This window comes from Pseudomonas sp. PA27(2017) (assembly GCF_001945445.1).
In the GTDB taxonomy this organism is placed as follows: Bacteria; Pseudomonadota; Gammaproteobacteria; order Pseudomonadales; family Pseudomonadaceae; genus Aquipseudomonas.
Genome location: NZ_MSXW01000015.1, coordinates 1 through 21,045 on the forward strand (window position 1 = coordinate 1; position 21,045 = coordinate 21,045).

Sequence of the window (21,045 nt, forward strand, 5' to 3'; positions counted from 1 at the left end):
AAGTGCTGAGGTCGGAGAAGTTGAAGAGATCGCCGAGGTCGAGCAGTTGCTGCTGAATGGGCATAAAAAATCCGATACCAGGAGGCTGGTATCGGATTTTCTAGAAACCCCGGCTTGGACTCAAATGCTTAAGTGAACAGCATTACGGCACTCGCCGGGCTTTTTCATTCCTGTCCTGCCTCTGCGCAAATCCTCGACCGTTTACTTTTGCCGCGAGATCACAGCGTCATTCGCTCATGCGTTCGAACATGCATCAGTGCGCCGTGCCGTGCCCGGGCAAGTCTGTATGCGGCCATGCGCGGCTGATATGGCCCGATGAACTGCGAGGCTCAGTTCTGGCTGAACTCCCCGAGGATCTGCAGCAGCGAATAGATGCCTGCGCCCAGAAGCGAGGCGAGTGACAGGGCGACGCTGAGTGCTATCCAGATCATGGTCATGCTCTTCTATTGCTGGTTACGAATTGCCCACTGGCCACTGGCGCTGGTCGGGACATGATCGAAATAGAATGGGCACTTTGCGGGTTCGTTCAGGGAATTTGTGCGACCGATCGGTCATGTTTTGCGCAATTGATGGATAGCTGGCTATCTATCGCTCAAGAGGCGTATTGGTGGCCGGCATTCGTTGGGCGGACTCGGATTCAAAAGTGAGAGCGGGGCAGAGGACGTTGCATGGACGTGCAGGTTTTCAGCGCGGCTCAAGCGTGCCGAGGCCGCGCTGTGATTGCGGCGATGATCACCTCGATCAGTAACCCAGCGTACCTTTCAGATCGGCATACACCGCCGTCATGAGGATCTTGTTCTGCATCTGGGCGGCGGTCAGGCGGCGTGTCGCCACCAGGTTACACTGCAGATCGAGGCAGTCGACCTGCAAGCCCTCAGCAGAAGTTTCCGTGACGATGTGATAACGGCCAGCGGTTACGGTTTTGAGCTGCTTGATGAGCATGTCCATGGAAAACCCCTCGGTATGGTTCGCGTTCTGTAAATTCAGAGCAATGCCTCGGGAGTCGCGTTCCGAATAAATTATTCGCGGGTCGATTTCCCGTTGCGGCGCTGGTGATCAGGTGCGTGCGGCGTGGGGCCAGCGCATGTCGTAATGACCAAAGGGGAAGTGTGCCGAATACGCAAAGATGTACGTTTGTCAGATTCCGCTGCCTTCGGGTTACTTGACGCTTGTAAGTTGACGCTTATGGCTAACTCACCCGTCAGGTTTTTTGTTATGGTGTATTTCTCTCAGGTAGTCGCCGTGCGGCGCTCGCGCAGGTACGAGGTGTTCGTTTGATTAAGGTATTGGTTGTCGATGATCATGACCTCGTTCGTACGGGTATCTCGCGCATGTTGGCCGACATCGACGGCTTGCAGGTCACCGGTCAGGCCTGCTCGGGCGAAGAAGCGCTGAAGAAGGTTCGTGAGCTCAAGCCTGACGTTGTGTTGATGGACGTGAAGATGCCTGGCATTGGCGGGCTCGAGGCTACCCGCAAGTTGATGCGCAGCCATCCCGATCTCAAGGTCGTGGCGGTTACCGTGTGCGAGGAAGACCCGTTTCCGACTCGGTTGCTGCAGGCTGGCGCCGCAGGCTACCTGACCAAGGGCGCTGGCCTTGAAGAAATGGTGCAGGCCATTCGCATGGTGTTTGCCGGACAGCGTTTCATCAGCCCGCAGATCGCCCAGCAGTTGGCCCTGAAATCCTTCCAGCCGCAAAGCAGCAATTCGCCATTCGATCTGCTATCCGAGCGTGAGATCCAGATCGCTCTGATGATCGCCGGCTGCCAGAAAGTGCAGAGCATTTCCGACAAGCTGTGCCTGTCGCCCAAGACGGTCAATACTTACCGCTACCGGATCTTCGAGAAGCTTTCGATCACCAGCGACGTGGAGCTGGCGCTGCTCGCCGTCCGCCATGGCATGGTCGATGCCACCAGCTGAAGTGACGCCCGTGTTCGATTCCAGTGCTTTTCTCGCTACCTGCAGTGGGCGTCCGGGCGTCTACCGCATGTTCGACGCGAGCGGCAATCTGCTGTACGTCGGCAAGGCGAAGAACCTCAAGAAGCGACTCGCCAGCTACTTTCGCAAAACCGGGTTGGCGACCAAGACCATGGCGCTGGTGGGCAAGATCGCCCAGGTGGAAACCACCATCACCGGCAACGAGACCGAAGCGCTATTGCTCGAGCAGACGCTGATCAAGGAATGGCGGCCGCCGTACAACATCCTGCTGCGTGACGATAAATCCTACCCCTACGTGTTTCTGTCTGACGGCGATTACCCGCGTCTGGACATTCACCGTGGCGCGAAGAACCGCAAAGGTCGCTATTTCGGCCCCTATCCCAGTGCCGGCGCGATCCGCGAAAGCCTGGCGTTGTTGCAGAAGACCTTTCTGGTTCGCCAATGTGAGGACAGCTACTACCGCAATCGTACACGCCCGTGCCTGCAGTATCAGATCAAGCGCTGCAAGGCGCCGTGCGTAGGCCTGGTCGAACCGGCCGAATATGCCGAGGACGTGCGTCACTCGGTGATGTTTCTGGAAGGGCGCAGCAATGCCCTGAATGCCGAGCTTTCCACCAGCATGCAGCAGGCGTCCGCCGCGCTGGATTTCGAGAAGGCCGCCGAACTGCGTGATCAGATGGCCCTGCTGCGCCGCGTTCAGGATCAACAGAGCATGGAGGGCGGTAGCGGCGACGTCGATATCATCGCGGCGATGGTCAATCCCGGCGGTGCCTGCGTGCACCTGATCAGCGTGCGTGGCGGGCGTGTGCTGGGCAGCAAGAATTTCTTTCCTCAGGTGGCAATCGAGGAAGAAGCACAGGATGTGCTCGTCGCCTTTCTCGGCCAGTACTACCTGGGTAGCCATGAGCGGGACTTGCCCAGCGAGTTGATCGTCAATGCGCCTCACGAAGACTATCCCGTGCTGATCGCGGCGATTCAGGAATTGCGCGGTCGTGAGCTGGCCATCAGCTATCGGGTTCGTGGCACCCGTGCGCGCTGGCAGGCGCTGGCGGTCACCAATGCCGAGCAGGCGCTGGGCGCACGGCTGGCCAATCGCGAGCATATGGCCGGTCGCTTCGACTCGCTGGCCGAGGCGCTGGAGATGGATGAGGTGCCCCAGCGCCTGGAATGCTTCGATATCAGTCACTCCAGTGGCGAGGCGACGGTGGCGTCCTGCGTGGTATTCGGTCCGGAAGGCCCGATCAAGTCGGACTACCGACGCTACAACATCGAAGGCGTGACGGGCGGTGACGACTATGCAGCCATGCACCAGGCGCTTACTCGGCGTTTCAGCAAGGCCAAGCAGAACGAAGGCAAGCTGCCGGACATTCTTCTTGTCGACGGCGGCAAAGGCCAGCTGGCGATGGCCCGCGAGGTGTTGACCGAGCTCGAGGTCCCGCCGTTGATCCTGCTCGGCGTGGCCAAGGGCACCACCCGCAAGCCCGGCCTGGAAACCCTGTACCTGAACGATGCCGCCCATGAATTCACCCTGCCGGGCAATTCGCCAGCCTTGCACCTGATTCAGCAGATTCGCGACGAATCGCACCGTTTCGCCATTACCGGCCACCGGGCGCGCCGCGGCAAGGCGCGTCGCACCTCCAGTTTGGAGGAAGTGGCTGGCGTCGGGCCGAAACGGCGTCGTGAACTGCTCAACCATTTTGGCGGTCTGCAAGAGTTGTCCCGTGCCAGCACGGAAGAAATCGCCAAAGCACCCGGCATCAGTAAAAAGCTCGCCGGTTTGATTTATGCGGCACTGCACAGCGAGTAGAATGCCGCCTCACCTAACCGTCCAGTCGAGCCGATGAATATCCCCAACCTCCTAACGGTGCTCCGCGTTCTGCTGATCCCGATCTTCATCCTGTTGTTCTACATGCCATTTTCATGGAGCTATTGGGCTGCCAGCGCCGTGTTCGCCTTCGCTGCGCTAACCGATTGGCTGGATGGTTATCTGGCGCGCCGCTGGGAACAGAGCACGCCGTTCGGTGCGTTTCTGGATCCCGTTGCCGACAAGCTGATGGTGGCCACCGCGCTGGTGCTGCTGGTGGCTGAGCATGCCAATCTGTGGCTGACGCTGCCGGCAACCATCATCATTGGCCGCGAGATCGTCGTATCGGCACTGCGTGAATGGATGGCGGAGCTGGGCGCCAGGGCGCATGTAGCAGTCTCCAATCTGGGCAAATGGAAGACCGCTGCGCAGATGGTGGCGTTGGTGATCCTGCTCGGCAACCCGCCATTATTCGGTTTCTGGGTGTTGATGGGCTATGTGCTGTTGATCGTGGCCGCGGCACTCACGCTGTGGTCGATGGCGCAGTATCTGCTCGCGGCCTGGCCGCATCTGAGCGTCACCGCAGAAAAGAAATAACTTTTTTGAATCAAGGGCTTGACTGGGCGTCGTGAAGATATAGAATGGCGCCCGTCGACAAGACAAGCGGGAATAGCTCAGTTGGTAGAGCACGACCTTGCCAAGGTCGGGGTCGCGAGTTCGAGTCTCGTTTCCCGCTCCAGTTTCAACGGGCCGTCAGGTACGGCCCGTTCAGTTTAAGGCTGAGTAGCAGAGTGGTTATGCACCGGATTGCAAATCCGTGAACGCCGGTTCGATTCCGACCTCAGCCTCCAAACGCAAAGCCCCGTAGCTAATGGCTACGGGGCTTTTTTATTGCGTCTGAGAAAGTATGCGTCAGCTACTCATCCGTTCAGGTGCGCCAGTGTACTCAAAAGCTTGGCCCGGCTTTCGCTCAAGCGTCGTTAGATGCCATGAATGATTTTGACTGCGAGAGACGCTGGCGATCCGGATGCGGTTCAGATCAGGAAGCGCTTCAGAATGCCCAGATCTCAACGCTGTGAGGGCAGGAATCCCAACGCGCTTTATGCCCAAACAGTCAGGCTTGATTCAAACCGCTCTCGAGCGAGGGTAGCTGGTGAGAAAACGAGAGAGCTCGTCCCGGCCTGGTGCGCGGTGCGGGGCGCCGGGGCCGTCATTGGGGATATAGAACTTGTCGGAGCGGGGGTGCTTTTCCTCGGCCAGGGACACGGTCTGCAGTGATACCCAGGGCAACACGATTGCGCCATCCTCGAAACCGTAACAGCCGGAAAGCGAGGCCAGGTGAATGGTCTTTTTCTTACCGCCTGGCAGGGTCAGGGTGGCCTGGCGCTCATTGAACAGGCGACGGGCGAACCCCGGGCCCAGAAGCTTTTCGATGTGCTCGTTCAGGCTGCTGAGGATTCCAGGAACCAGCATGACCTCGTCATGCTTGTTCATCGCCAGATCGAGAACGCGCGAGAACTCTTGCAGGCAAGCGCCGTACTTCAGGGTGTGGTGCATCATGGAGGGTGTGTCCTTACTCAGTGTGGCTCCTGTGTAATAGCGTAGCCCCCCAGCACAAATCTTGAAAGCTGCAGCCGTTGTGCAGGACAACAATCCGACGATCAGGCTTCCGTGCCTCAAGTCATCGCCCGTGGTTTTCACGGTTTCGAGCGCGGTTCTCGGCACGAGCTCAGCCGAAAATAAAAAGCCCCGAATACTCGGGGCTTTGTTTGACCTGACGCAGCTTGCGCAGTCAGCGTGTGCCTGTCTTGAGGCCGTCGAGGTAATCGATATTGGCTTCCTGAGCTTTTTTGCCTGGTTTCGCCGCGGTTTGCAGCTCGCTCTTCAGCTTGGCTTCCAGGGCATCGATCAGCAGGGTCTGCCTGGCCTGGCCCTCAAGGTGAGCCTCGATGGCACGGATGATTTCGGTGTTCATGCTCGTGTAGTTGTCATTGGCCAGATCTTCGATGCGCTTACGCATTCCATCAGGCAAACGGACGACGAACTTGTCCGCGGTGCGGGCATTGAAAATGGGTTTGCTCACGATTGGTTCCTCCATATCGAGTAATACTAGCTATTTGATGGTATCTGAAGCGATAGTTCAGTCGACCGGACGATTGGTCGTAAATAAGTCGCCGAGCCATCACTTACCGACCGAAAACCCGGCCCACGCAAGAAATGATTATTATACGCCGGGTAATGTGGCATAGTGATATCGCCTGTCAACTCAGTTCCGGCATGGAAAGCCGGTAGCGTGATGCATGCATCACTATCTGAACGAACGAGAAGGACCTCGCATGACTGTTCACATCCCGTTATTGAAGATCGCCTCTGACATCGGCCTCAGCGAGAGCATGCTCTCGAGCTGGGTCACCCATTCGCGACCTTACGCGGACGGCAGCGGCTACCGTGTGTTTTTCAAGGTCGAGACGCCAGGCGATGTCCGTCAACTGCTGCCGCGAATCACGCCCACCAATATGTTGATCGTCCTGGCGCGCTGATCGACAAGGCGTAAGGGCGAGATCGTGTCGTTGGGCGGGAAAGTCCCCTCTAAGCATGTTCTTGAGAAGGCCGTCCACACAGTCTTGTTCGATGCCGTTCGCCATTCTTATCGTGCCCACAGCGGAGTGGGGCGGCTGACGAGCGGCCCCGAAGAGAGCCGAAATGGCCAGCCGATGGACGGGACAAAATGCCTCATGCCAGATCTTGCACGACAGCTAGACTCCACTCGTCATCAACGTGAGGAAGGAGTTTCCAGGATGATGTCCGTTCTCGAGCAGCGTCATATAGTCGAATGTGCCTTCTTGCCGTTGGCGTGCAGTTGCTCCATTGGCAGTGAGTCGGTGACGATTCAGATCAGGGACCCGGTCACCGCGCAGGTCTACCTCAATGTCACGGGTATCTCCCGCGCTGAACTGTCTACCTCGCGGCAGATTTCGCAGTTGGTGATGCAACTTCGCCAGGATCTGCTCACCCTGAATTCCGGCACCGCCAAGCGCCAGGCCTGAATGGGTGTGAAAGACAGAGGGAACTGCCAGCCCGGGCGGGCGGCCTCAGTTAGCAACACTGACTGAGGAGGGCGACGATATGGACGGTGGCAAATTCGATGGCTTCGACCTCGAGCGTTTCAACGCCTTGCTGGCGCAGGAGCTGGGCCTGACCGAAGATGAGCTGCAAACGTGGATGCAGGATGAGCGCGAACGCGTGGACGAAAACGGCCAGCTGATCGGTCATGCGGTTACTTTCAAGCCGGATATGCCCTTCGATCTGCGTGCGCGGGTGCGGGGTATGGCGGGCGACCATGTGGCTCATACCGGCATCATCCCGCTCGATGCCTGAGGTCTTGCAGGTCGCAAGCGGCAAAAAGCCTGAACTCTGCCGCTTGGCCAGGCCTCCAAAAAACGTCAACCACTGTTATGGAGCACTCGCCAATGGCACGTAAAACTTCGCTTGAGAGCGGCCTGGATCAGTTTCAACAGGAAAGCGCCAAGGAACTGAAGAAACTTCTCGATCAAGCCAGCAAGGCGCTGGGCGATGCTGAGTCGTTCTCCGGCGACAAGGCTCACGAAGCTCGTGAGAAAGTGATCGCGTTGCTGAATGAGGCCAAAGGCACCATCACCGACAAAGGTCGTGAGGCTGTCGAGCTTGGCCGTGAGACGATCGGCAACGCGCAGGATCGTATCGAAAGCAACCCGTGGACCTCGGTAGCCGTGGCCTCTGGTTTCGGCTTGCTGATTGGCCTGCTGGTCGGCCGTAGCAGCAAATAACTGCCGAAGCGCAGCTGCCTGAGCCCCGCAGAGCCTGCCAACGCTGTTGAGCTGCCAAGCCGGCCGCTCAGCGCATTAACCCCGTAGATCACTGATTTACGGGGTTTTTTAATGCATGCTTTAAACTTGCGGCGCTGCCTGGGGGTGTATATAGTCCTGCCCTCGCATATTTCGCCGCCCCGATGGTGAAATTGGTAAACACAGCAGACTTAAAATCTGCCGGCCGCAAGGCCTTGCCGGTTCGATTCCGGCTCGGGGCACCATTTAGCTTTCCATGATTGTCTTCTGACTTCCATGAAGCCCAATAGAACCGGCCATTTGAGCCGGTTTTTTTGTCTTTGGGGTTCCGCTGATGGTTATGTACATCTGGCCAATATAGGGGTATTTTTTGGGGTCTGTTGGTTCGATATTGGAGCGTACCCCAATGGCGCGTACCGTTACCCCATTGACAGTCCCCAAGTGTGAAGCCGCAAGACCCCGTGAGAAAGATTACAAATTGTTCGACGGGCAGGGTTTGTTTCTGCTCGTGAAGACCTCCGGTGTTAAAACTTGGCGCCTCAAATATCGACGACCCGACGGACGCGAAGGTCTTGCTACCTTTGGCAATTTCCCCGCTGTTGGTCTGCGAGCGGCCCGAGATCATGGCTGGGCACGATGTAATGTCGCCGCAGCAAGGCCTGGTAATCGTACGCGCAGTATTGGCTACCACGATCCGAGTGCAGCAGTGCCTCGGTTTGCGGCTGTCGGCGAGCCACGGCCATCTCCAGCGCGGCGTGTACTAGGGCCTGCTGTATTCGATGGTGCGTCGTCCAACCGACGACAGCGCGTGAATAAAGATCGAGCACGACGGCCAGATACAGCCGGCCTTGGGCCATCCGCACGTAGGTCATGTCCGAGACCCAGTGCAGATTAGCGCGATCCGAGGCGAACTGGCGATCCAAGTGATTCGTGGCAATCGGCAGGGCATGACGACTGCTGGAAACCAGCCGCTAGCGTTTGCGCGAGCGAACGCGCAGACCGGCTTCGCGCATCAGTCGAGCCACTCGGTGTCGACCACACACATACCCCATGGCCGCCAACTCGGCCTTGATTCGGCGATGGCCATAGATTCCATTCACCTCATGGTGGATGGCGCGGATCTCCTTGCTCAGACGCCGATTCGCCATCTCTCTCGCTGAAGGTGGCCGCTGCTGCCAGGCATAGAAGCCGCTGCGTGATACCCGCAGCAGCCGGCACATCGGCGCTACGGGATAGCGACCGGTCAGCGCCTTGATGGCGCGGAACTTCACTTCGCGGGCTGCGAGAAGATGGCGAGCGCTTTTTTAAAACATCGCGCTCCATGGTGACCTGAGCCAGTTGCTGGCGTAGCTGGCGCAACTCCGCACTCTCGCCACGCTGCTTGCCATTGCCCGGAAAGGCATCGTCACCTTGCTGTTCGTACTGGCGCTTCCATTTGCCCAGCAGGCTTTCAGCTCAGCCCGGGACAGACCAGTAGAGGTGGTAGCCAGGAAAGGTATCGGACCACTTCGCCAGGTCTATGCGGTTTAACGGTAGGGGGGATTAATCACCGTCGACTTTCAATTCGTAAACTCCGTAGAAAGACACTCCGAAGATGGCTTGAAAGATGGGCCCCATGAGGTTGTAGGGCAGTCCGTATTCTTCCATGACCCGATGCACCACCGGCTTCTGCAATCGGGAATGTGCGCCATGAATGTCCTGCAGACGACGCGGCCCCCAGCCAAACTGAGCCTTGGTGTGCTTGACCGAGCGATGCTGGTGGGCGCGTCCTGCGATCAGCCAGCAAATCGCATCGAAGGCAAAGGTCGAACCTGCGGGAGCACGTTCACCGAACTCCTGCAGTACGGCGCGGACTACCCCGGGCTGTAAGTACATAAGAACGCCCTCGCTGAAAAGAAATACCGGATCAGCGTTTCGGCTCTCGGGCAAGCCCAGACGATCCCACCAGCCTTTTTCGCACAGATCCAGGTCGCTCAGGCGCTGGCGCTCGCCAGCCTCACCCAGCAGGGCACGACGTTGCACCATCACATCCGGCAGGTCGGCATCCAGAAAGTTGGCCTGGCCATTGTCGAGCCACTGGCTGTAATCGCTCAGCCCGCACCCCAGGTTGGCGACCAGACCCGCGGGGCGGCGCTGCAAGTAGCGCGCGGACAGTTCTTTGAATAAGCAGGTTCGCTTGAGCACACCAAACACGCTTTGACGATCGGCCAGCCATGTGCTGCCGTCGTCGCCCAGGCGCGCGAGCGCCTGGCGGGCGTTGAGGTCATTTACGGCTACGCGGGGGAACAGGCTATCGCCCAACGCCCGCGCTGCCAGAGGGATGCGTAGGGTTTCACTGATGGCCGCCTGTTCCACTGTGGCGGTGCTGGGCTTATCGATGATTTCGGCGTTGGCTGACATAGGGTCTTCCTGTAGAAAAACGATTGAAAACGGTGGTAATCAGGCGCTGAGGTAGTTTGGTGTAGGGCTTGGCTCACTGCTGGATGACGTCAGGTTTCCCGAGGGCTGCTTGGTAAGGCCAAGCGCCTGCTGCATGGTGAGCAGCTTGCTGTCGATCTCGCTCCATTCCAGAGCGGCGCTTGAGCCCTGAACGATTCCGCAGCCCGCGAACAGGTGGCAGTGTTTGCCGCGGAGCAAAGCCGAACGCAGTGCCACTAGCAGATCGCCATCACCATTGGAGTCGATCCAGCCGATGGGGGCGGCATACCAACCGCGGTCAAAACCCTCATGCTGGCGGATGAAACCCAGCGCATCTGCAGTAGGCGTGCCACCGACTGCCGGCGTGGGGTGCAGTCGTGCTGCTAGTTGCAGCAGGTTGCCACCTACCGGCAGTGAGGCCTGAACGGGGGTGCTCAAGTGCTGCACGCTCTTCAGTTTCAGCAGGTTTGGCGCTTCGGGGTACTGCACATCGCAGGCGTGCGCATGCAGTACGCGCGTGATGTGCTCGACTACCAGGCGGTGCTCGTCGCGCTCCTTGGCATTGGCGATCAGGGCCTCACCCAACAGCACATCCTGCTCGGCATTCAAGCTGCGGCGAGTTGTACCGGCCAGTGCATGGGTGAACAGGTGACCTTGATCTGATCTGATCAAACGTTCTGGAGTGGCACCCAGAAAACAGGCGTCTCCTCGGCGAATTGCGAATACATGGGCTGCCTGTCGAGACTGGCACAGCTGTTTGATGATCGCAGCGCTGTCCAGCGGTTGTTGGAGTTGATAGTCAACGTGGCGTGCCAGCACGGTCTTTTCCAGCGCACCGGTTTCGATGCGTTGCAACAGCCGCTCCACCATTGCCTGCCAGTGGGCTTGGGAGGTCGATGCACGTTTTACTATCCGCGGAGTGTGATTATTTGCTGCGCAAGCTACGCCGCGCACCCAGGACGTATAGCGTTGCAAGCCTTGTGTGGCCATGGCCTGAACATCGCTGTCGGCCTCCACCACATATTGGCCGCTGAGGCTCACGCTATCTTCTCGCTGGATGAACAGCCATTCGGCCAGGACAAAACTGGCATCGTCAAAGGCTTGCCAATTTTCACTGCGTGGGCTGCAGCTGTCGAATCGTGCTCCGCCAATCAACAGTGCAGGAGTTTCGGTGCTCTGAATTTCGCAGAGCTGCGCCCAGCGTTCGGCAATATCCTCAAGAGCACCGCCCCCGCTGGAACTGAGGTGCAGGCTGCAGCCCAGGCCTAGCAAGGTAAGATCCGGATGTTGGCTGCGCAGGAAACTCGCGTGGTTGACTTGCCCGTAGATAGCAGCCAGATCAGTGGCTGGCATGGCATAGCGTGCGACTGCCAGGACTGACCGTTGCTGGCGAATGGCTTGCTCGCGTGCCGTCTCAAGCACGCTTTGCAGGGATTTCCGATCAGGGCCGTTCATGGCTGTTCTCGCTGGTTGAGCCAATGAGCGGTTTGCTGCTCGATGTACCAGGGGATGATCGTGCCGAACAGTCCAAGGATGAACTTGCTATCGAGGCCGGCATCTTCTGCCCAGCCGCGCCGCTCGGCGAGCATGCTGGCGACTCGTTCAGGGGCGGCGATGCTCGCTTGATCGGGTTTGAAGGCCGCCGCTGCCAGCACATACTGCATGCGTTGGCGCAGGAGCTCGACGAGTTGCGCGTCCAGGCTGTCGATGCCTTGACGTATGTCGTGCAGGCCTGTGCATTGCTGTGGCGATTTCATGAACCGGTTCCTCGAGTAGGGGCGATTTGTCTGAGCAGGTGGCGCACGACTTTGCCGGGCTGATGCTTGAGGTAGAAATGATCACCGTCGAACCAGTGCAGCGAGGCATCTGCCTCGGTCAGGTCATGCCAGGCTAGTGCCTCTTCGGCACTGACTTCCCGGTCATCGCGTGCCAACAGCACATCGATCGATGTACTCAGCGACTGAGCGTTGCTACGCCAGGTTTCGATGGCCTGGTAATCGCTTCGTAGCACCGGTAGGAACAGCCGTCGCAAGTCGGCGTTTTGCCAGAGGTGGGCGGTATCACTGGCTTGGCGGCAGATGTCGTCTATCAGCGCCTGATCCGATTGCCGGTGCAGGTCGCTCCTGCGCTGTCTGTGAGGCGGCGGGTGGGCAGAAACGAACAGCCGAGCGGCCGGGCGTCCTGCTGCTTCCAGGCGCAGGCCAACTTCGTAGGCAACCGCTGCGCCCATGCTGTGGCCGAATAGCAGCAGGGATCTTACGGGTCTGGCCAGCAGGGCGTCGCTGATATGCTGGGCCATGTCCACCAGTGAAATGCAGGCCGGCTCGTTAAAACGATCTTCGCGCCCGGGATACTGAGCTGCCAGCAGTTCGATCCCCGCCGGGAGCTCATCACGCCAGTCACGAAAGAAACTGGCGCTACCACCGGCGTGTGGCATGCAAATCAAGCTGGTCGTGGCTTGCTCGCTCTGCTGCCAAGCACGCAACCAAATACTCATGATGCGGCCACCTGCTCGGCCAGTGCCTTGCGGTTGATCTTGCCCAGCGACGTCTGTGGGAAATGACGCAGCAGTAACAAACGGTCAGGCAGCTTGTAGGACGCCACGCCCTGCTGGCTGAGAAAACCGTTGATTGATGGCAGGTCGAGCGTTTGTCCGACACGGGGCAGCACACAGGCACAACTGCGCTCGCCGAGCAGCTCGTCGGGGAGGCCGACCAGAGCTACATCGCCGATGCTCGGATGGGCGAGCAGCAGGTTCTCAATTTCCTCGACGGGGATTTTCTCGCCGCCGCGGTTGATTACATCCTTGATACGGCCTTCCACCACCAGAAGCCCACTGGCCAGGCGCCTGACCAGATCACCGCTGCGGTAGTATCCGTCGTCGCTGAAGGCACGCTGATTGTGCTCTTCGGCGCGGTAATAACCGCGAATTGTGTAGGGGCCACGCACCAGCAGCTCACCTACCTCACCCGGCGCCACATCGCGGTCTTCGATGTCTACCAGGCGCACTTCGTCGTCGGCGGTCAACGGCACGCCCTGAGTCTGGAAGACCTCGGCCTGGTTCGCGTCCAGCGGGGTGAAACACAGTAGGCCTTCGGCCATGCCATAGACTTGCTGCAGGTTGCAGCCCAGCAGTGGCTGGATGCGAGCGGCAGTCTCGGCCTTCAGACGTGAGCCCCCCACCTGCAACCATTGCAGGCTGCTCAGATCACGCGCATCCCACTCCCTGGCTTCCAGCCAGAGCAGTACCAGTGGCGGAATCAATGCGGTATGGGTGATGCGTTCGCGCTCGATCAGCTCGAAGGCAGTGTCGGGGCTTGGTTCGGGACACAACACCACCGTGCCCCCCACGCTAAACGTACCCAGTGCGCCGGGTGACGCCAGGGGAAAGTTGTGTGCCACGGGCAGGGCTGCCAAGTAACGAGTCTGGGCATCGAAACCTGCGGCTTGGGCAGCCCTACGAGCATTGCACAGGTAGTCGTCATGGGTTCTCGGAATCAGTTTGGGCAAACCGGTGGTTCCACCTGACAGTAGAAGCACGGCAACCTCGCGAGGTGAGGGAGGCAGCGTAGGTGCGGTGGACGACAGGTTCAGGCAGTCCTGCAGTGCGGTGAACTCCTCAGCTTGTCCAACCGCCACGATCTGACGGATGCCCTTCACCTGATCCCGCAAGCGTCGTGCCAGTGGGCGGTAATCGAAGCCCAACCAAGTGTCCACGGTGATGTAAGCAACGGCGTCACTGATCTGCGCCAGGTGCAGCAACTCGTTCTCACGATGCGCCGGCAAGACGAAGACCGGAATCGCCCCCAGGCGCAGTAGGGCGAAGGTGACGCTGAAGAACTCCGCGATGTTTGGCAATTGCACCAGCACGCGCTGACCCGCAACGATCCCAAGTGAGGCCAGCCCGGCAGCAAGGGTGTGGGCTTGTTGTTCGAGCTGAGCATAGGTCCAGCGTCGGGGGCCATCGATCAGCGCTTCGCGGTTAGGGGTCTGTTGCGCCTGATCGCTCAGCACGCTATGCAGGGGTTTTCCAGCCCAGTAGCCTGCGCCCTGGTAGCGTTGAATAAAGTCACTCGGCCAATCGTTGCAACCTTCAAGCATGTCGTTCTCCTGAGGCTTTGGAAGGGGAGGCGGGAAGCAGACGGGCGCCGTGCAGTCGCTCGTCGTCCAGCGCCCGGTCAAGGCCGTCGATCTCGACGCCAAGCAAACCGGTATGGGTGGCGCTATGCAGTTGTATGAGCGGATCGTCAGCGACCAGGCGTTGCACGGCGTGCCGATCATGCAGGCTGACGCCCAGATGAATGGTGGCCAATCCGGTTGCGCCGTTGCTGTGCGTTATCCGATCGGGGTGCTGAGCCGGGCGATAGGGCGTGACCAGAAAGGGCAGGCGGTCATTGCGCGGGTAGACAAAAGCGAAGCGGGTCTGCCGACCGTCTTCGCAGGTGCGCCGCCAGTTGACGACACGCCCCATGGCAACACCGTGCTGACGCAGCTCACTTAAGCGTTGTGGCAGTTGCTGATCATCGCAACACAGCGCCAGATCACAGAGTCCTTCGCCCTGTGCCGGCCAACGCAACATGCGTCGGCCGGCACCACGCCCAGCGAGTAAGTCGATGGGCCATTTGAACCAGCGGGCATTGGCCGGAGTTGTCAGCAGTTCGATGATCGGTCCGTGGGTGAACCAGATATGAGCGTGCTGGGCGCTACGTTTCGGCGTGGCGTAGGTCACCTCGAAACCCTGTTGGCGAAAGTCCTCCACGGCCTGATGGAGGTCGCGAACCCACAGCAGGACGTGACTGCAGTTCGAGGGCGAAGTACCTGGTGTCATGATGGCAGTACTCCAAGCAACTGCGCCTGTCCCGTGCTATTGACCCGGTCTACGCGGTCAATGCAGCCTTGCAGGCGTGTGAGCGGCAACGAGGCAGGAACCGCAGGCTGAATCAGCTCGGGCATGCCGATGATGCCGTTGAGGTCGCGCCAGGCCAGTGATACATCAGTTGCCCAGCGGCCACCTTGCAGGCGATTGCGCGGCTCATCGATAGACGCGCAAAGCGCATCCAGGGCGCTGATGACCGCGTCAGGCCAGTACTCGCGGAATACTTGGTGGTACGACTGAGGATACTGATCGTCCAGAGTTACCAACGTCGGACCTGCCAGGTCTTCGCTGCCTGGGCCAGCCATGATCAGGCGATCGGTGATATCCCTAGCAGCATGCAGTCTAGGATTCCACAGTACCGGTCCATGAGTTTCGGCCAGGCTCAGCACCCCGGCCTCACAACCTACTTCGAGTCGATGTAGTAAGTGCGAGTGATTGTCCGGATCGCCAGGATGCACCTGGTTCTGTACACGCAGGCCAATCGGTATGCCATTGAACTCTGCGTTCAGATAGCGCCAAGGCGAGCGTGCAGTTCGGCTGGCATTGGCCGGTTCGGCGAAGTGCCAGGGACGCAGACCTCCACTGAGGCGCCCGAGAATATCCAGCAGCGGATAGGCCACCTGGCTGTTGCAAGCAGCCTCGATATAGGCAAGGCCGTATTCCTGTTTGAGAAACTGAGCCGCAGCAATGAAGCGGCGAACCGCCAGGATATTGGGATACAGAGTATTGACCGCGTAGGCGGCATTGCCGGCACGTGCGGCCTGCAGACATGCCGCGATTTCGCGGTGATGCACCGGGTGTTCCTGTAGCACATGAATGCCGCGCGCTAGCAGACGCTGGGCAAGCGCGCTTCCTGGGCCGCCGGTCGCACCGGAGCGCACGACCACGCAGGCAATGTCGGTGTCTTCCGGCACTGCATCGGCGTCCTCGAATAACGGTACGCCATAGTGATCAGCACAGGCACGCGAATACGTATTGCCTCGTGACAGGATGCCTGCCAGTTGGAAGGCACCGGAAGAGCGTGCAATGGCTTGCAGGTAGATACGACCGAATGCCGTTCCGGCGACTACCACTTTTCTGGGGACCGCTTTCACCAGGTCACCTCCATGTAGGTGGCACCACGAAAGAAGGTCGATTGCTTCCACTCCAGACGTGAGCCCAGGCGCAGGTCAGGCAGATAGCGGGTTAGCGCCGTCAGGGCCTCCTGCAGCTCAACACGTGCCAGGGCGGCACCGATGCAGTGATGCAGGCCGTGACCGAAAGCAACGTGACCCTGGGCATCGCGCTTGAGGTCTAGCCGCTGCGGCTCGTTGAATGCGGATGGATCATGGTTGGCCGCACCAATCGAGGCGAAAACCGGCTCGCCTTTGCGCACCAGGGTCTGGCCAACCTGAATGTCTTCCTGAGCGTAGTGCACGAACATGGCGGCAGAGGCCAGCGGTATGAAACGCAGTAGCTCTTCCACCGCACCCGGAATCAGCTCGGGCTGCTCTGTCAGTTGCAACCATTGATCACGATGTTGCTGCAGCACCATGACGAAGTTGGGGATCTGCGAGGCGCTCCCTTCGTAACCGGCGATCAGGATGGCCATGCACAGCAGGATCAGTTCCTGCTCGCTGAGGCGTTCACCCTGTTCATGGGCTTGTACCAGAGCCGTCATGAAGTCATCACGCGGCGTCTCTCGACGTGCGCTGATCAGTCCCATGATGTAGCTCGCCATGTCTCGTTGAGCACCCTGCAGAACGTGCGGCTCTAGATTCTCAGTGGACAGCAGCAGGTCGCTCCACGCCTTGAACAGGTTGTGATCCTGCTCGGGTACGCCGAGCAGTTCGCAGATCAGTGCAATCGGCAGAGGCAGGGCGAAGGCCTCGACCAGATCTGCAGAGCGTCCGGCCTGTTGCATCGCTTCGATGAGGCGCAGCGCGTGGGCACGCACGGCCGGGCGTAAGGCCTCCACCCGGCGCCGGGTAAAAGCCTGAGCGGCAACAGAGCGAAGTCGGTTCAGATGAGGCGGATCCATGGTGACAATGCCCCCGGCGATGCGCGAAAACGCCCGGGGGCTGTCTTCGTGGCGGAAGGCCTCGGCACGGCTGAAGCGTCGCTCGGCAAGCACCAGACGGACTTCTTCGTTGCGGGTAGCCAACCAGGCGGGTGTACCAAACGGCATCTGAATACGAAGCAGACCAGGTTGCGCCAGCGCAGCCTTATAGGGGCCGGCCAGATCCAGTGTGGTGAAACGGTTGAACGGGTACGCGACGGGGCATTGCTGATTCATGCCTGCTCCTTGAGATGACTGGGGCGTTGCTGCATGTTGGCGGTGTCGTCAAGACGATCGGGCAGTTCTATATTCAGTTCTGCATCGTTCAGCCACGTGGCCAGGGCCTCGCGGCTTAGCCGTGCGAGTGGTGCCCGGGCAACGAACAGGCGATGACCGAGGGGGGTGAGAGGGTGCTGTGCTGTAGGCAGGCTGCCGCCGTCATCGAAGCCGGCGCGCTGTAGTGCGCTGCGCCACTGCGGCAGATTGAGGAAGGTGCTTAGGTTGTTCTGGCGTTCGTCGCTGGCAGGTTCGAGCATGAATGCTTGGGAAGCCATGACCCAGTAAGCCTCCCGAGTAGGTTCGCTGAACACCAGCCAGCCGCCTGGCTTGAGCAGGCTGAGCAGAATGGCCAGGGTAGTGTCGGTATCCCGGGCGGCATTGAGCACGCCGCCGGCGATGATCAGGTCCCAGTCCTGAGTGGCATATCCTTGCAGGAGCGCCGGTTTGTCGATATTGAAGGTAGCCTGGCGAACCCAGGGCCAGGCTCTGAGTGTTTCGCGAGCCTGCGCGTTGAAGAAGCGTGATACATCCGTGCACAGGTAGTCGATGGAATGCCCCTCCAGACGAGGAAGTACATGCTCGGTGGTTGAGCCGGTTCCGGCGCCGACTTCCAGAACCCGAGCAGTGCAGCCGCTAGGGCGTTCTTCTGCCCAGTGCGCTACCCACTCGGCAAGCGCAGCATGCTGATACTGGGCTGCATGGCTTTCACGGTACAAGGCCGCAGCCCGCTCGGTGCGTCCTTCAGGAAACAGTAGGTGGACAGCGTCCACTTCACCGCGCATAAGTGCGGGAAGATGAGCAGCGTTTTCACGGGCGTATTCGAGGGTTCCTGCACCTCCGGTATTACGGTGCCAGTCCTCCTCCAACTCTTGCCAGGCTGCGTCGAGAGCGGCTGCTGACCATTGATCTGCGGGCACGTTCGCCTGTAGTAACCCATCCCTGGCGAGCAAAAGTCCTTCATGTTGCAAAACCTGCAGCCAGCGACGGATCAGCTTGAGCTGTCGGTCCGCGATACCCCCTGCGCGCAGATGACGTACGCAGTCTGACTGCGGCACGGGTAGCAGACCGCAGGCCTGCAGACCCGCCAGCATCGAAAGCAGCGCTGTGGCTTCCAGTCGTTCGCTGAGGTGCACGGCCTGTTCCACGTTCGCCGCGTTGAAACGACTGTCGACTGCCTCGGCCACTGCAGCCAGGCCGGATTCGACCTGTCCTCCAGGCACGCCTGTAGCCACCACATGCAAAGTGTTGCCGCAGAGTGCCGCGGCACTCACTTGTGGGTGTGCGAGTGCGCGCTGCAATGAGCCTCGCGGGTCTTCAGCTCTGTACTCTTGGTGACGTTGTTGCGCGCTCGGCACGACCAAACCGTCAACCTGGCACCCCAGCAGCCGGCTTGCACGCTCGCTGAGCGGGTTCAGATCGATGTCGGCCTCTTCGCTGACCACGATCAGGCGTTGCAGCGCACCGAGGTCGGCCAGCGGCAGTCCGGCAAAATCCAGCAAGTCGAGTAATTGCGTCGCACTGAGCAGTGCACAGAGTGGCTGCCTGCGCTCCAAGGTGGCGAGCAGTCGGCCAGGGCTGTTGCAGTCGAGCAGTCGACAATCATCCGGCGGCAGCTGCCAGCCATCCGGTAAACGGGGCAGGGCGGTGCACATCAGGTCGATGACATGTTTCATTGGGGTCTCCGGGCATGGAACAGTCGTTGTCCGCCCTGTGCCAGCGGGTGTTCGTCGTCGGGATAACAGCCGATCACCTGAAAGCCTGCGCAGCGCAGCGCTTCGTTCCACCGCGTCGTATCGAGGAATACGTCACTTCGACGCCGTTGTGGGGCCTGTGCCGGTGGTGACAGGAGCAGGTGCATGAAGGTGAGCATGGCGAGGTTGTCCTCGATCGACTCGGTGAACAGCAGCATGCCGCCGGGACGCAGGCACGCGTGGATATGGCGCAGGGTGAGCAGCGGGTCGGCTGCGTTGTGCAGGACGTTGCCTGCCACGACCAGGTCATGGCCGGCGTGTGCGACCTGCTGCTGGTCGAAAGCGATATCGATATCCAGCACGCTAACCTCGAATCCAGGCTCCAGGCGAAAACGTCGTCTGGCCGCCGAGGTGAAAAGGGAGCTCAAGTCGGTGAAGTGATAATTCAGAGAATGTCCGTCAAGATGCTCGATCAGAACCTGAGTCAGCGTTGCGGCGCCACCGCCCAGCTCCAGAACTCTCAGCGGCGATCCTTCGGTGGCGAAGCCAACGGCGTACTCGGCACATAACTGATTGAGCGAGGCAGTGAATAGGTTGCATTGGTAGCGACCCAGGGCCGCGACCGGATCGTTGCCGGTCAGCAGCATCTGAGTAAGCGTCAGGCGGTCGGCGAGCAGAGCGGGTAGTTGCGCGATGACTTGCTGGTGTAACCCAGCCATCTGTGCGTCAAAACCCAATTGTGGATAGAGCTGCTCAAGCTGGATCAGCTGTGGTGCGTGGGGCGGGTCGATCCAGGCATAGCCATCGCTGTCGCGCTGCAGGTGGCCGTGACGCTGCAGTGCCAGCAACCAGCGTTCGATGATCCAGGCATGCCGCGGCGCCACCTGCAGCCGCTCCACTACCTCTGCCTGGGTGCAACTGCCAGACACTGGCAGGGCGCCCTCGCGTTGCAGTATGTCACCCATGACCTGCAGGCTTAAATTGTCGAGCTGACCCAGTGCGTCACGCCCGTGCAGAGTCTCGTTCGAACCTGATGCGCTCACAGGCAACCCTCCTCGACAGGCTGAGGCTCGTCGAGCGCATTAGCCGTAAGGCGTGGTGCTTGGCAGGCGCCGGTCTGTAGCAGACGTTCCAGTGAGCCTTTGACTGGCAGGATCTCAGCGGCCAGATGACATCCCGACGGTAAGCTATGCTCGATCATGGCCAGTGCGGTTACCGCGGCGAATGCACCACTCAGCGCAGCATTGCTGCTGCCATTCAGGAGCAGGCTACGCGCCATGGGAGACTCATCTTTCCAGCCGCTTACAACCAGCAGAAAGCTGACGAACTCGTCTCGGCCCGATAGGTCCAGGCGACTTGCCTCGCACAGTGCCTTGACCGCCTCATTGCGAGGTCGGGCGTGGGCTTGATCCAGAGCCGCCAGCACATATCCGTCTTCGATCACGCTGTACCAATTGCCTTGCTCGAGTTGCAGGTCGCGCGCCAGTCGCTCGGCTTCTTGATCGAGAGCGGGCAACAGCCGTGAACGCGGAGGGAAGCCAGGCAATCCGGGATTGTCCCGGCGTGTCAGTACACGGCTGCAGCGCCGTCCGCGCCATGCCGCAAGCGCCTCGTTATCACCGCTTACGGCACTGTGCAGGAAATCGTTGGCCGCCACCTCGGTAAAGAAGGCACGTACTCCGAGGTAGCTGTTCAACCGAACGACGCGAGTCAGTTCCTGGGCGACCAGCCATCGTGGCAGCCATCCAGTAAGGCCGGGCATGAGACCGGCGCCCAGCAGAGCGCGACGTCCGCGTCGTTGCCATTGCCGATCATCGAGCCTCTCGAGCAAGCTGCTATCGGCGGCTACATCGAGGTAATCGCAGTTCGCCAACTCTGCGGCGCGGGCGACCTTGTCGGCGATCTGCCAAGCCGGCCCAGCACAGTTGACCAGCAGGGCACAGCCATGTGCGAAGGCAGCCAGGCTGGCTGGCTGCTCGGCATCCGCAACCTGCCAATGCACCTGTACCGTGGTGAAGCGCTCTTGCAACCTGGCGACGCTCCGCTGGCCGCGTTTCGCATCACGACCGCCCAGTCGCAGCTTTTCATGACCCAGGCGCAGCAAGGCCAGGGCCACAGCATGGCCGATATCACCGCTCGCACCGAGGATTGCGATCAGCATGGCTACGCCTGCGAGTT

General features: G+C 60.0%; 23 protein-coding genes, 3 tRNA genes and 1 pseudogene. 11 read left to right on the plus strand and 16 right to left on the minus strand.

The genetic code is table 11. The features are described from left to right. Window positions 1-741 precede the first annotated feature (741 nt). Complete coding sequence (locus BVH06_RS07360; RefSeq protein WP_073266986.1) at window positions 742-948, minus strand: hypothetical protein; 207 nt, start codon at window positions 946-948, stop codon at window positions 742-744. Between the two features lie 326 nt (window positions 949-1,274). Between BVH06_RS07360 and uvrY the strand changes: the two genes are divergently transcribed. From uvrY to BVH06_RS07385, 5 genes are all read left to right on the plus strand, one after another. Continuing rightward, entirely contained in the window at window positions 1,275-1,919 is a 645-nt protein-coding gene (gene uvrY / locus BVH06_RS07365) for a UvrY/SirA/GacA family response regulator transcription factor (RefSeq protein WP_075930171.1), read from the plus strand. A 1-nt stretch (window position 1,920) separates the two neighbouring features. Then, window positions 1,921-3,744: an excinuclease ABC subunit UvrC gene (gene uvrC, locus BVH06_RS07370; protein ID WP_075930999.1), complete on the plus strand. Its 1,824-nt coding sequence runs from the start codon at window positions 1,921-1,923 to the stop codon at window positions 3,742-3,744. A 33-nt stretch (window positions 3,745-3,777) separates the two neighbouring features. Continuing rightward, entirely contained in the window at window positions 3,778-4,338 is a 561-nt protein-coding gene (gene pgsA, locus BVH06_RS07375; protein WP_075930172.1) for a CDP-diacylglycerol--glycerol-3-phosphate 3-phosphatidyltransferase, read from the plus strand. A 66-nt stretch (window positions 4,339-4,404) separates the two neighbouring features. Further along, window positions 4,405-4,480: transfer RNA gene (locus tag BVH06_RS07380), tRNA-Gly, on the plus strand. A 38-nt stretch (window positions 4,481-4,518) separates the two neighbouring features. Continuing rightward, window positions 4,519-4,592 (plus strand) — tRNA-Cys (locus BVH06_RS07385). A 274-nt stretch (window positions 4,593-4,866) separates the two neighbouring features. Here the strand turns inward: BVH06_RS07385 and BVH06_RS07390 are convergent. Together BVH06_RS07390 and BVH06_RS07395 are read right to left on the minus strand one after the other, a co-directional pair. Then, window positions 4,867-5,301 (minus strand): hypothetical protein, encoded by a 435-nt coding sequence (locus BVH06_RS07390; protein ID WP_075933649.1) that lies wholly within the window; start codon window positions 5,299-5,301, stop codon window positions 4,867-4,869. Window positions 5,302-5,533: 232 nt separating this feature from the next. After that, window positions 5,534-5,824 carry an Arc family DNA-binding protein gene (locus BVH06_RS07395; RefSeq protein ID WP_013791523.1) on the minus strand — a complete coding sequence of 97 codons (291 nt, stop codon included), beginning with the start codon at window positions 5,822-5,824 and terminating at the stop codon, window positions 5,534-5,536. A gap of 253 nt (window positions 5,825-6,077) precedes the next feature. Here BVH06_RS07395 and BVH06_RS07400 point away from each other — a divergent pair, with 253 nt between their 5' ends. The 6 genes and pseudogenes from BVH06_RS07400 to BVH06_RS07425 all read left to right on the plus strand — a co-directional run. After that, window positions 6,078-6,281, plus strand: a complete 204-nt coding sequence (locus tag BVH06_RS07400) for a hypothetical protein (RefSeq protein ID WP_075930174.1) — start codon at window positions 6,078-6,080, stop codon at window positions 6,279-6,281. Between the two features lie 258 nt (window positions 6,282-6,539). Continuing rightward, entirely contained in the window at window positions 6,540-6,788 is a 249-nt protein-coding gene (locus BVH06_RS07405; RefSeq protein WP_075930175.1) for a DUF1652 domain-containing protein, read from the plus strand. A 79-nt stretch (window positions 6,789-6,867) separates the two neighbouring features. Then, the gene (locus tag BVH06_RS07410) at window positions 6,868-7,119 is read left to right on the plus strand and encodes a hypothetical protein (RefSeq protein ID WP_075930176.1); all 252 of its coding nucleotides are present in this window, start codon (window positions 6,868-6,870) and stop codon (window positions 7,117-7,119) included. A gap of 92 nt (window positions 7,120-7,211) precedes the next feature. Next, window positions 7,212-7,547, plus strand: coding sequence for a YqjD family protein (locus BVH06_RS07415; protein ID WP_013791518.1), 336 nt, complete (start codon window positions 7,212-7,214; stop codon window positions 7,545-7,547). Between the two features lie 176 nt (window positions 7,548-7,723). Then, window positions 7,724-7,810, plus strand: a tRNA-Leu gene (locus tag BVH06_RS07420). A gap of 161 nt (window positions 7,811-7,971) precedes the next feature. After that, window positions 7,972-8,184: pseudogene (locus BVH06_RS07425) on the plus strand (integrase arm-type DNA-binding domain-containing protein); the annotation flags it as partial. Here BVH06_RS07425 and BVH06_RS25045 read toward each other — a convergent pair. The 13 genes from BVH06_RS25045 to BVH06_RS07485 all read right to left on the minus strand — a co-directional run bounded on the left by BVH06_RS25045 (window position 8,141) and on the right by BVH06_RS07485 (window position 21,028). Next, on the minus strand, window positions 8,141-8,488 hold the full coding sequence (locus BVH06_RS25045; RefSeq protein WP_083651911.1) for a DDE-type integrase/transposase/recombinase: 348 nt from the start codon (window positions 8,486-8,488) through the stop codon (window positions 8,141-8,143). The pseudogene BVH06_RS07425 and the gene BVH06_RS25045 sit on opposite strands and share 44 nt — an antisense overlap. A gap of 48 nt (window positions 8,489-8,536) precedes the next feature. Further along, on the minus strand, window positions 8,537-8,785 hold the full coding sequence (locus tag BVH06_RS26250; RefSeq protein ID WP_371915271.1) for an IS3 family transposase: 249 nt from the start codon (window positions 8,783-8,785) through the stop codon (window positions 8,537-8,539). 322 nt (window positions 8,786-9,107) lie between these two features. Further along, on the minus strand, window positions 9,108-9,965 hold the full coding sequence (locus tag BVH06_RS07435; protein ID WP_075933650.1) for a class I SAM-dependent methyltransferase: 858 nt from the start codon (window positions 9,963-9,965) through the stop codon (window positions 9,108-9,110). Between the two features lie 39 nt (window positions 9,966-10,004). Further along, window positions 10,005-11,438, minus strand: coding sequence for an isochorismate synthase (locus tag BVH06_RS07440; RefSeq protein WP_075933651.1), 1,434 nt, complete (start codon window positions 11,436-11,438; stop codon window positions 10,005-10,007). Beyond that, window positions 11,435-11,740, minus strand: a complete 306-nt coding sequence (locus tag BVH06_RS07445) for an isochorismate lyase (protein ID WP_075933652.1) — start codon at window positions 11,738-11,740, stop codon at window positions 11,435-11,437. Before BVH06_RS07445 ends, BVH06_RS07440 begins: the two co-directional genes overlap by 4 nt. Continuing rightward, on the minus strand, window positions 11,737-12,483 hold the full coding sequence (locus BVH06_RS07450) for a thioesterase II family protein (protein WP_075933653.1): 747 nt from the start codon (window positions 12,481-12,483) through the stop codon (window positions 11,737-11,739). The genes BVH06_RS07445 and BVH06_RS07450 overlap by 4 nt, the downstream gene beginning before the upstream one ends. After that, window positions 12,477-14,084, minus strand: a complete 1,608-nt coding sequence (locus tag BVH06_RS07455) for a (2,3-dihydroxybenzoyl)adenylate synthase (RefSeq protein WP_075933654.1) — start codon at window positions 14,082-14,084, stop codon at window positions 12,477-12,479. Before BVH06_RS07455 ends, BVH06_RS07450 begins: the two co-directional genes overlap by 7 nt. After that, complete coding sequence (locus BVH06_RS07460; protein WP_075933655.1) at window positions 14,077-14,811, minus strand: VOC family protein; 735 nt, start codon at window positions 14,809-14,811, stop codon at window positions 14,077-14,079. The genes BVH06_RS07455 and BVH06_RS07460 overlap by 8 nt, the downstream gene beginning before the upstream one ends. Next, the gene (locus BVH06_RS07465) at window positions 14,808-15,953 is read right to left on the minus strand and encodes a Gfo/Idh/MocA family oxidoreductase (protein WP_256575145.1); all 1,146 of its coding nucleotides are present in this window, start codon (window positions 15,951-15,953) and stop codon (window positions 14,808-14,810) included. Before BVH06_RS07465 ends, BVH06_RS07460 begins: the two co-directional genes overlap by 4 nt. After that, window positions 15,950-17,134, minus strand: a complete 1,185-nt coding sequence (locus BVH06_RS07470) for a cytochrome P450 (protein WP_075933656.1) — start codon at window positions 17,132-17,134, stop codon at window positions 15,950-15,952. The genes BVH06_RS07465 and BVH06_RS07470 overlap by 4 nt, the downstream gene beginning before the upstream one ends. Beyond that, window positions 17,131-18,849, minus strand: a complete 1,719-nt coding sequence (locus BVH06_RS07475) for a class I SAM-dependent methyltransferase (RefSeq protein WP_075933657.1) — start codon at window positions 18,847-18,849, stop codon at window positions 17,131-17,133. The genes BVH06_RS07470 and BVH06_RS07475 overlap by 4 nt, the downstream gene beginning before the upstream one ends. Then, the gene (locus BVH06_RS07480; protein WP_256575146.1) at window positions 18,846-19,910 is read right to left on the minus strand and encodes a class I SAM-dependent methyltransferase; all 1,065 of its coding nucleotides are present in this window, start codon (window positions 19,908-19,910) and stop codon (window positions 18,846-18,848) included. Before BVH06_RS07480 ends, BVH06_RS07475 begins: the two co-directional genes overlap by 4 nt. Beyond that, the gene (locus tag BVH06_RS07485) at window positions 19,907-21,028 is read right to left on the minus strand and encodes a hypothetical protein (protein WP_075933658.1); all 1,122 of its coding nucleotides are present in this window, start codon (window positions 21,026-21,028) and stop codon (window positions 19,907-19,909) included. Before BVH06_RS07485 ends, BVH06_RS07480 begins: the two co-directional genes overlap by 4 nt. Between the last annotated feature and the right edge of the window lie 17 nt (window positions 21,029-21,045).

Coding starts and splice junctions, on each gene's coding strand:
- BVH06_RS07360 (WP_073266986.1), bottom strand. CDS start 948: ATGGACATGCTCATCAAGCAGCTCAAAACCGTAACCGCTGGCCGTTAT.
- pgsA (WP_075930172.1), top strand. CDS start 3,778: ATGAATATCCCCAACCTCCTAACGGTGCTCCGCGTTCTGCTGATCCCG.
- BVH06_RS07390 (WP_075933649.1), bottom strand. CDS start 5,301: ATGATGCACCACACCCTGAAGTACGGCGCTTGCCTGCAAGAGTTCTCG.
- BVH06_RS07400 (WP_075930174.1), top strand. CDS start 6,078: ATGACTGTTCACATCCCGTTATTGAAGATCGCCTCTGACATCGGCCTC.
- BVH06_RS07405 (WP_075930175.1), top strand. CDS start 6,540: ATGATGTCCGTTCTCGAGCAGCGTCATATAGTCGAATGTGCCTTCTTG.
- BVH06_RS07410 (WP_075930176.1), top strand. CDS start 6,868: ATGGACGGTGGCAAATTCGATGGCTTCGACCTCGAGCGTTTCAACGCC.
- BVH06_RS07415 (WP_013791518.1), top strand. CDS start 7,212: ATGGCACGTAAAACTTCGCTTGAGAGCGGCCTGGATCAGTTTCAACAG.
- BVH06_RS26250 (WP_371915271.1), bottom strand. CDS start 8,785: ATGTGCCGGCTGCTGCGGGTATCACGCAGCGGCTTCTATGCCTGGCAG.
- BVH06_RS07435 (WP_075933650.1), bottom strand. CDS start 9,965: ATGTCAGCCAACGCCGAAATCATCGATAAGCCCAGCACCGCCACAGTG.
- BVH06_RS07440 (WP_075933651.1), bottom strand. CDS start 11,438: ATGAACGGCCCTGATCGGAAATCCCTGCAAAGCGTGCTTGAGACGGCA.
- BVH06_RS07445 (WP_075933652.1), bottom strand. CDS start 11,740: ATGAAATCGCCACAGCAATGCACAGGCCTGCACGACATACGTCAAGGC.
- BVH06_RS07455 (WP_075933654.1), bottom strand. CDS start 14,084: ATGCTTGAAGGTTGCAACGATTGGCCGAGTGACTTTATTCAACGCTAC.
- BVH06_RS07460 (WP_075933655.1), bottom strand. CDS start 14,811: ATGACACCAGGTACTTCGCCCTCGAACTGCAGTCACGTCCTGCTGTGG.
- BVH06_RS07470 (WP_075933656.1), bottom strand. CDS start 17,134: ATGAATCAGCAATGCCCCGTCGCGTACCCGTTCAACCGTTTCACCACA.
- BVH06_RS07475 (WP_075933657.1), bottom strand. CDS start 18,849: ATGAAACATGTCATCGACCTGATGTGCACCGCCCTGCCCCGTTTACCG.
- BVH06_RS07485 (WP_075933658.1), bottom strand. CDS start 21,028: ATGCTGATCGCAATCCTCGGTGCGAGCGGTGATATCGGCCATGCTGTG.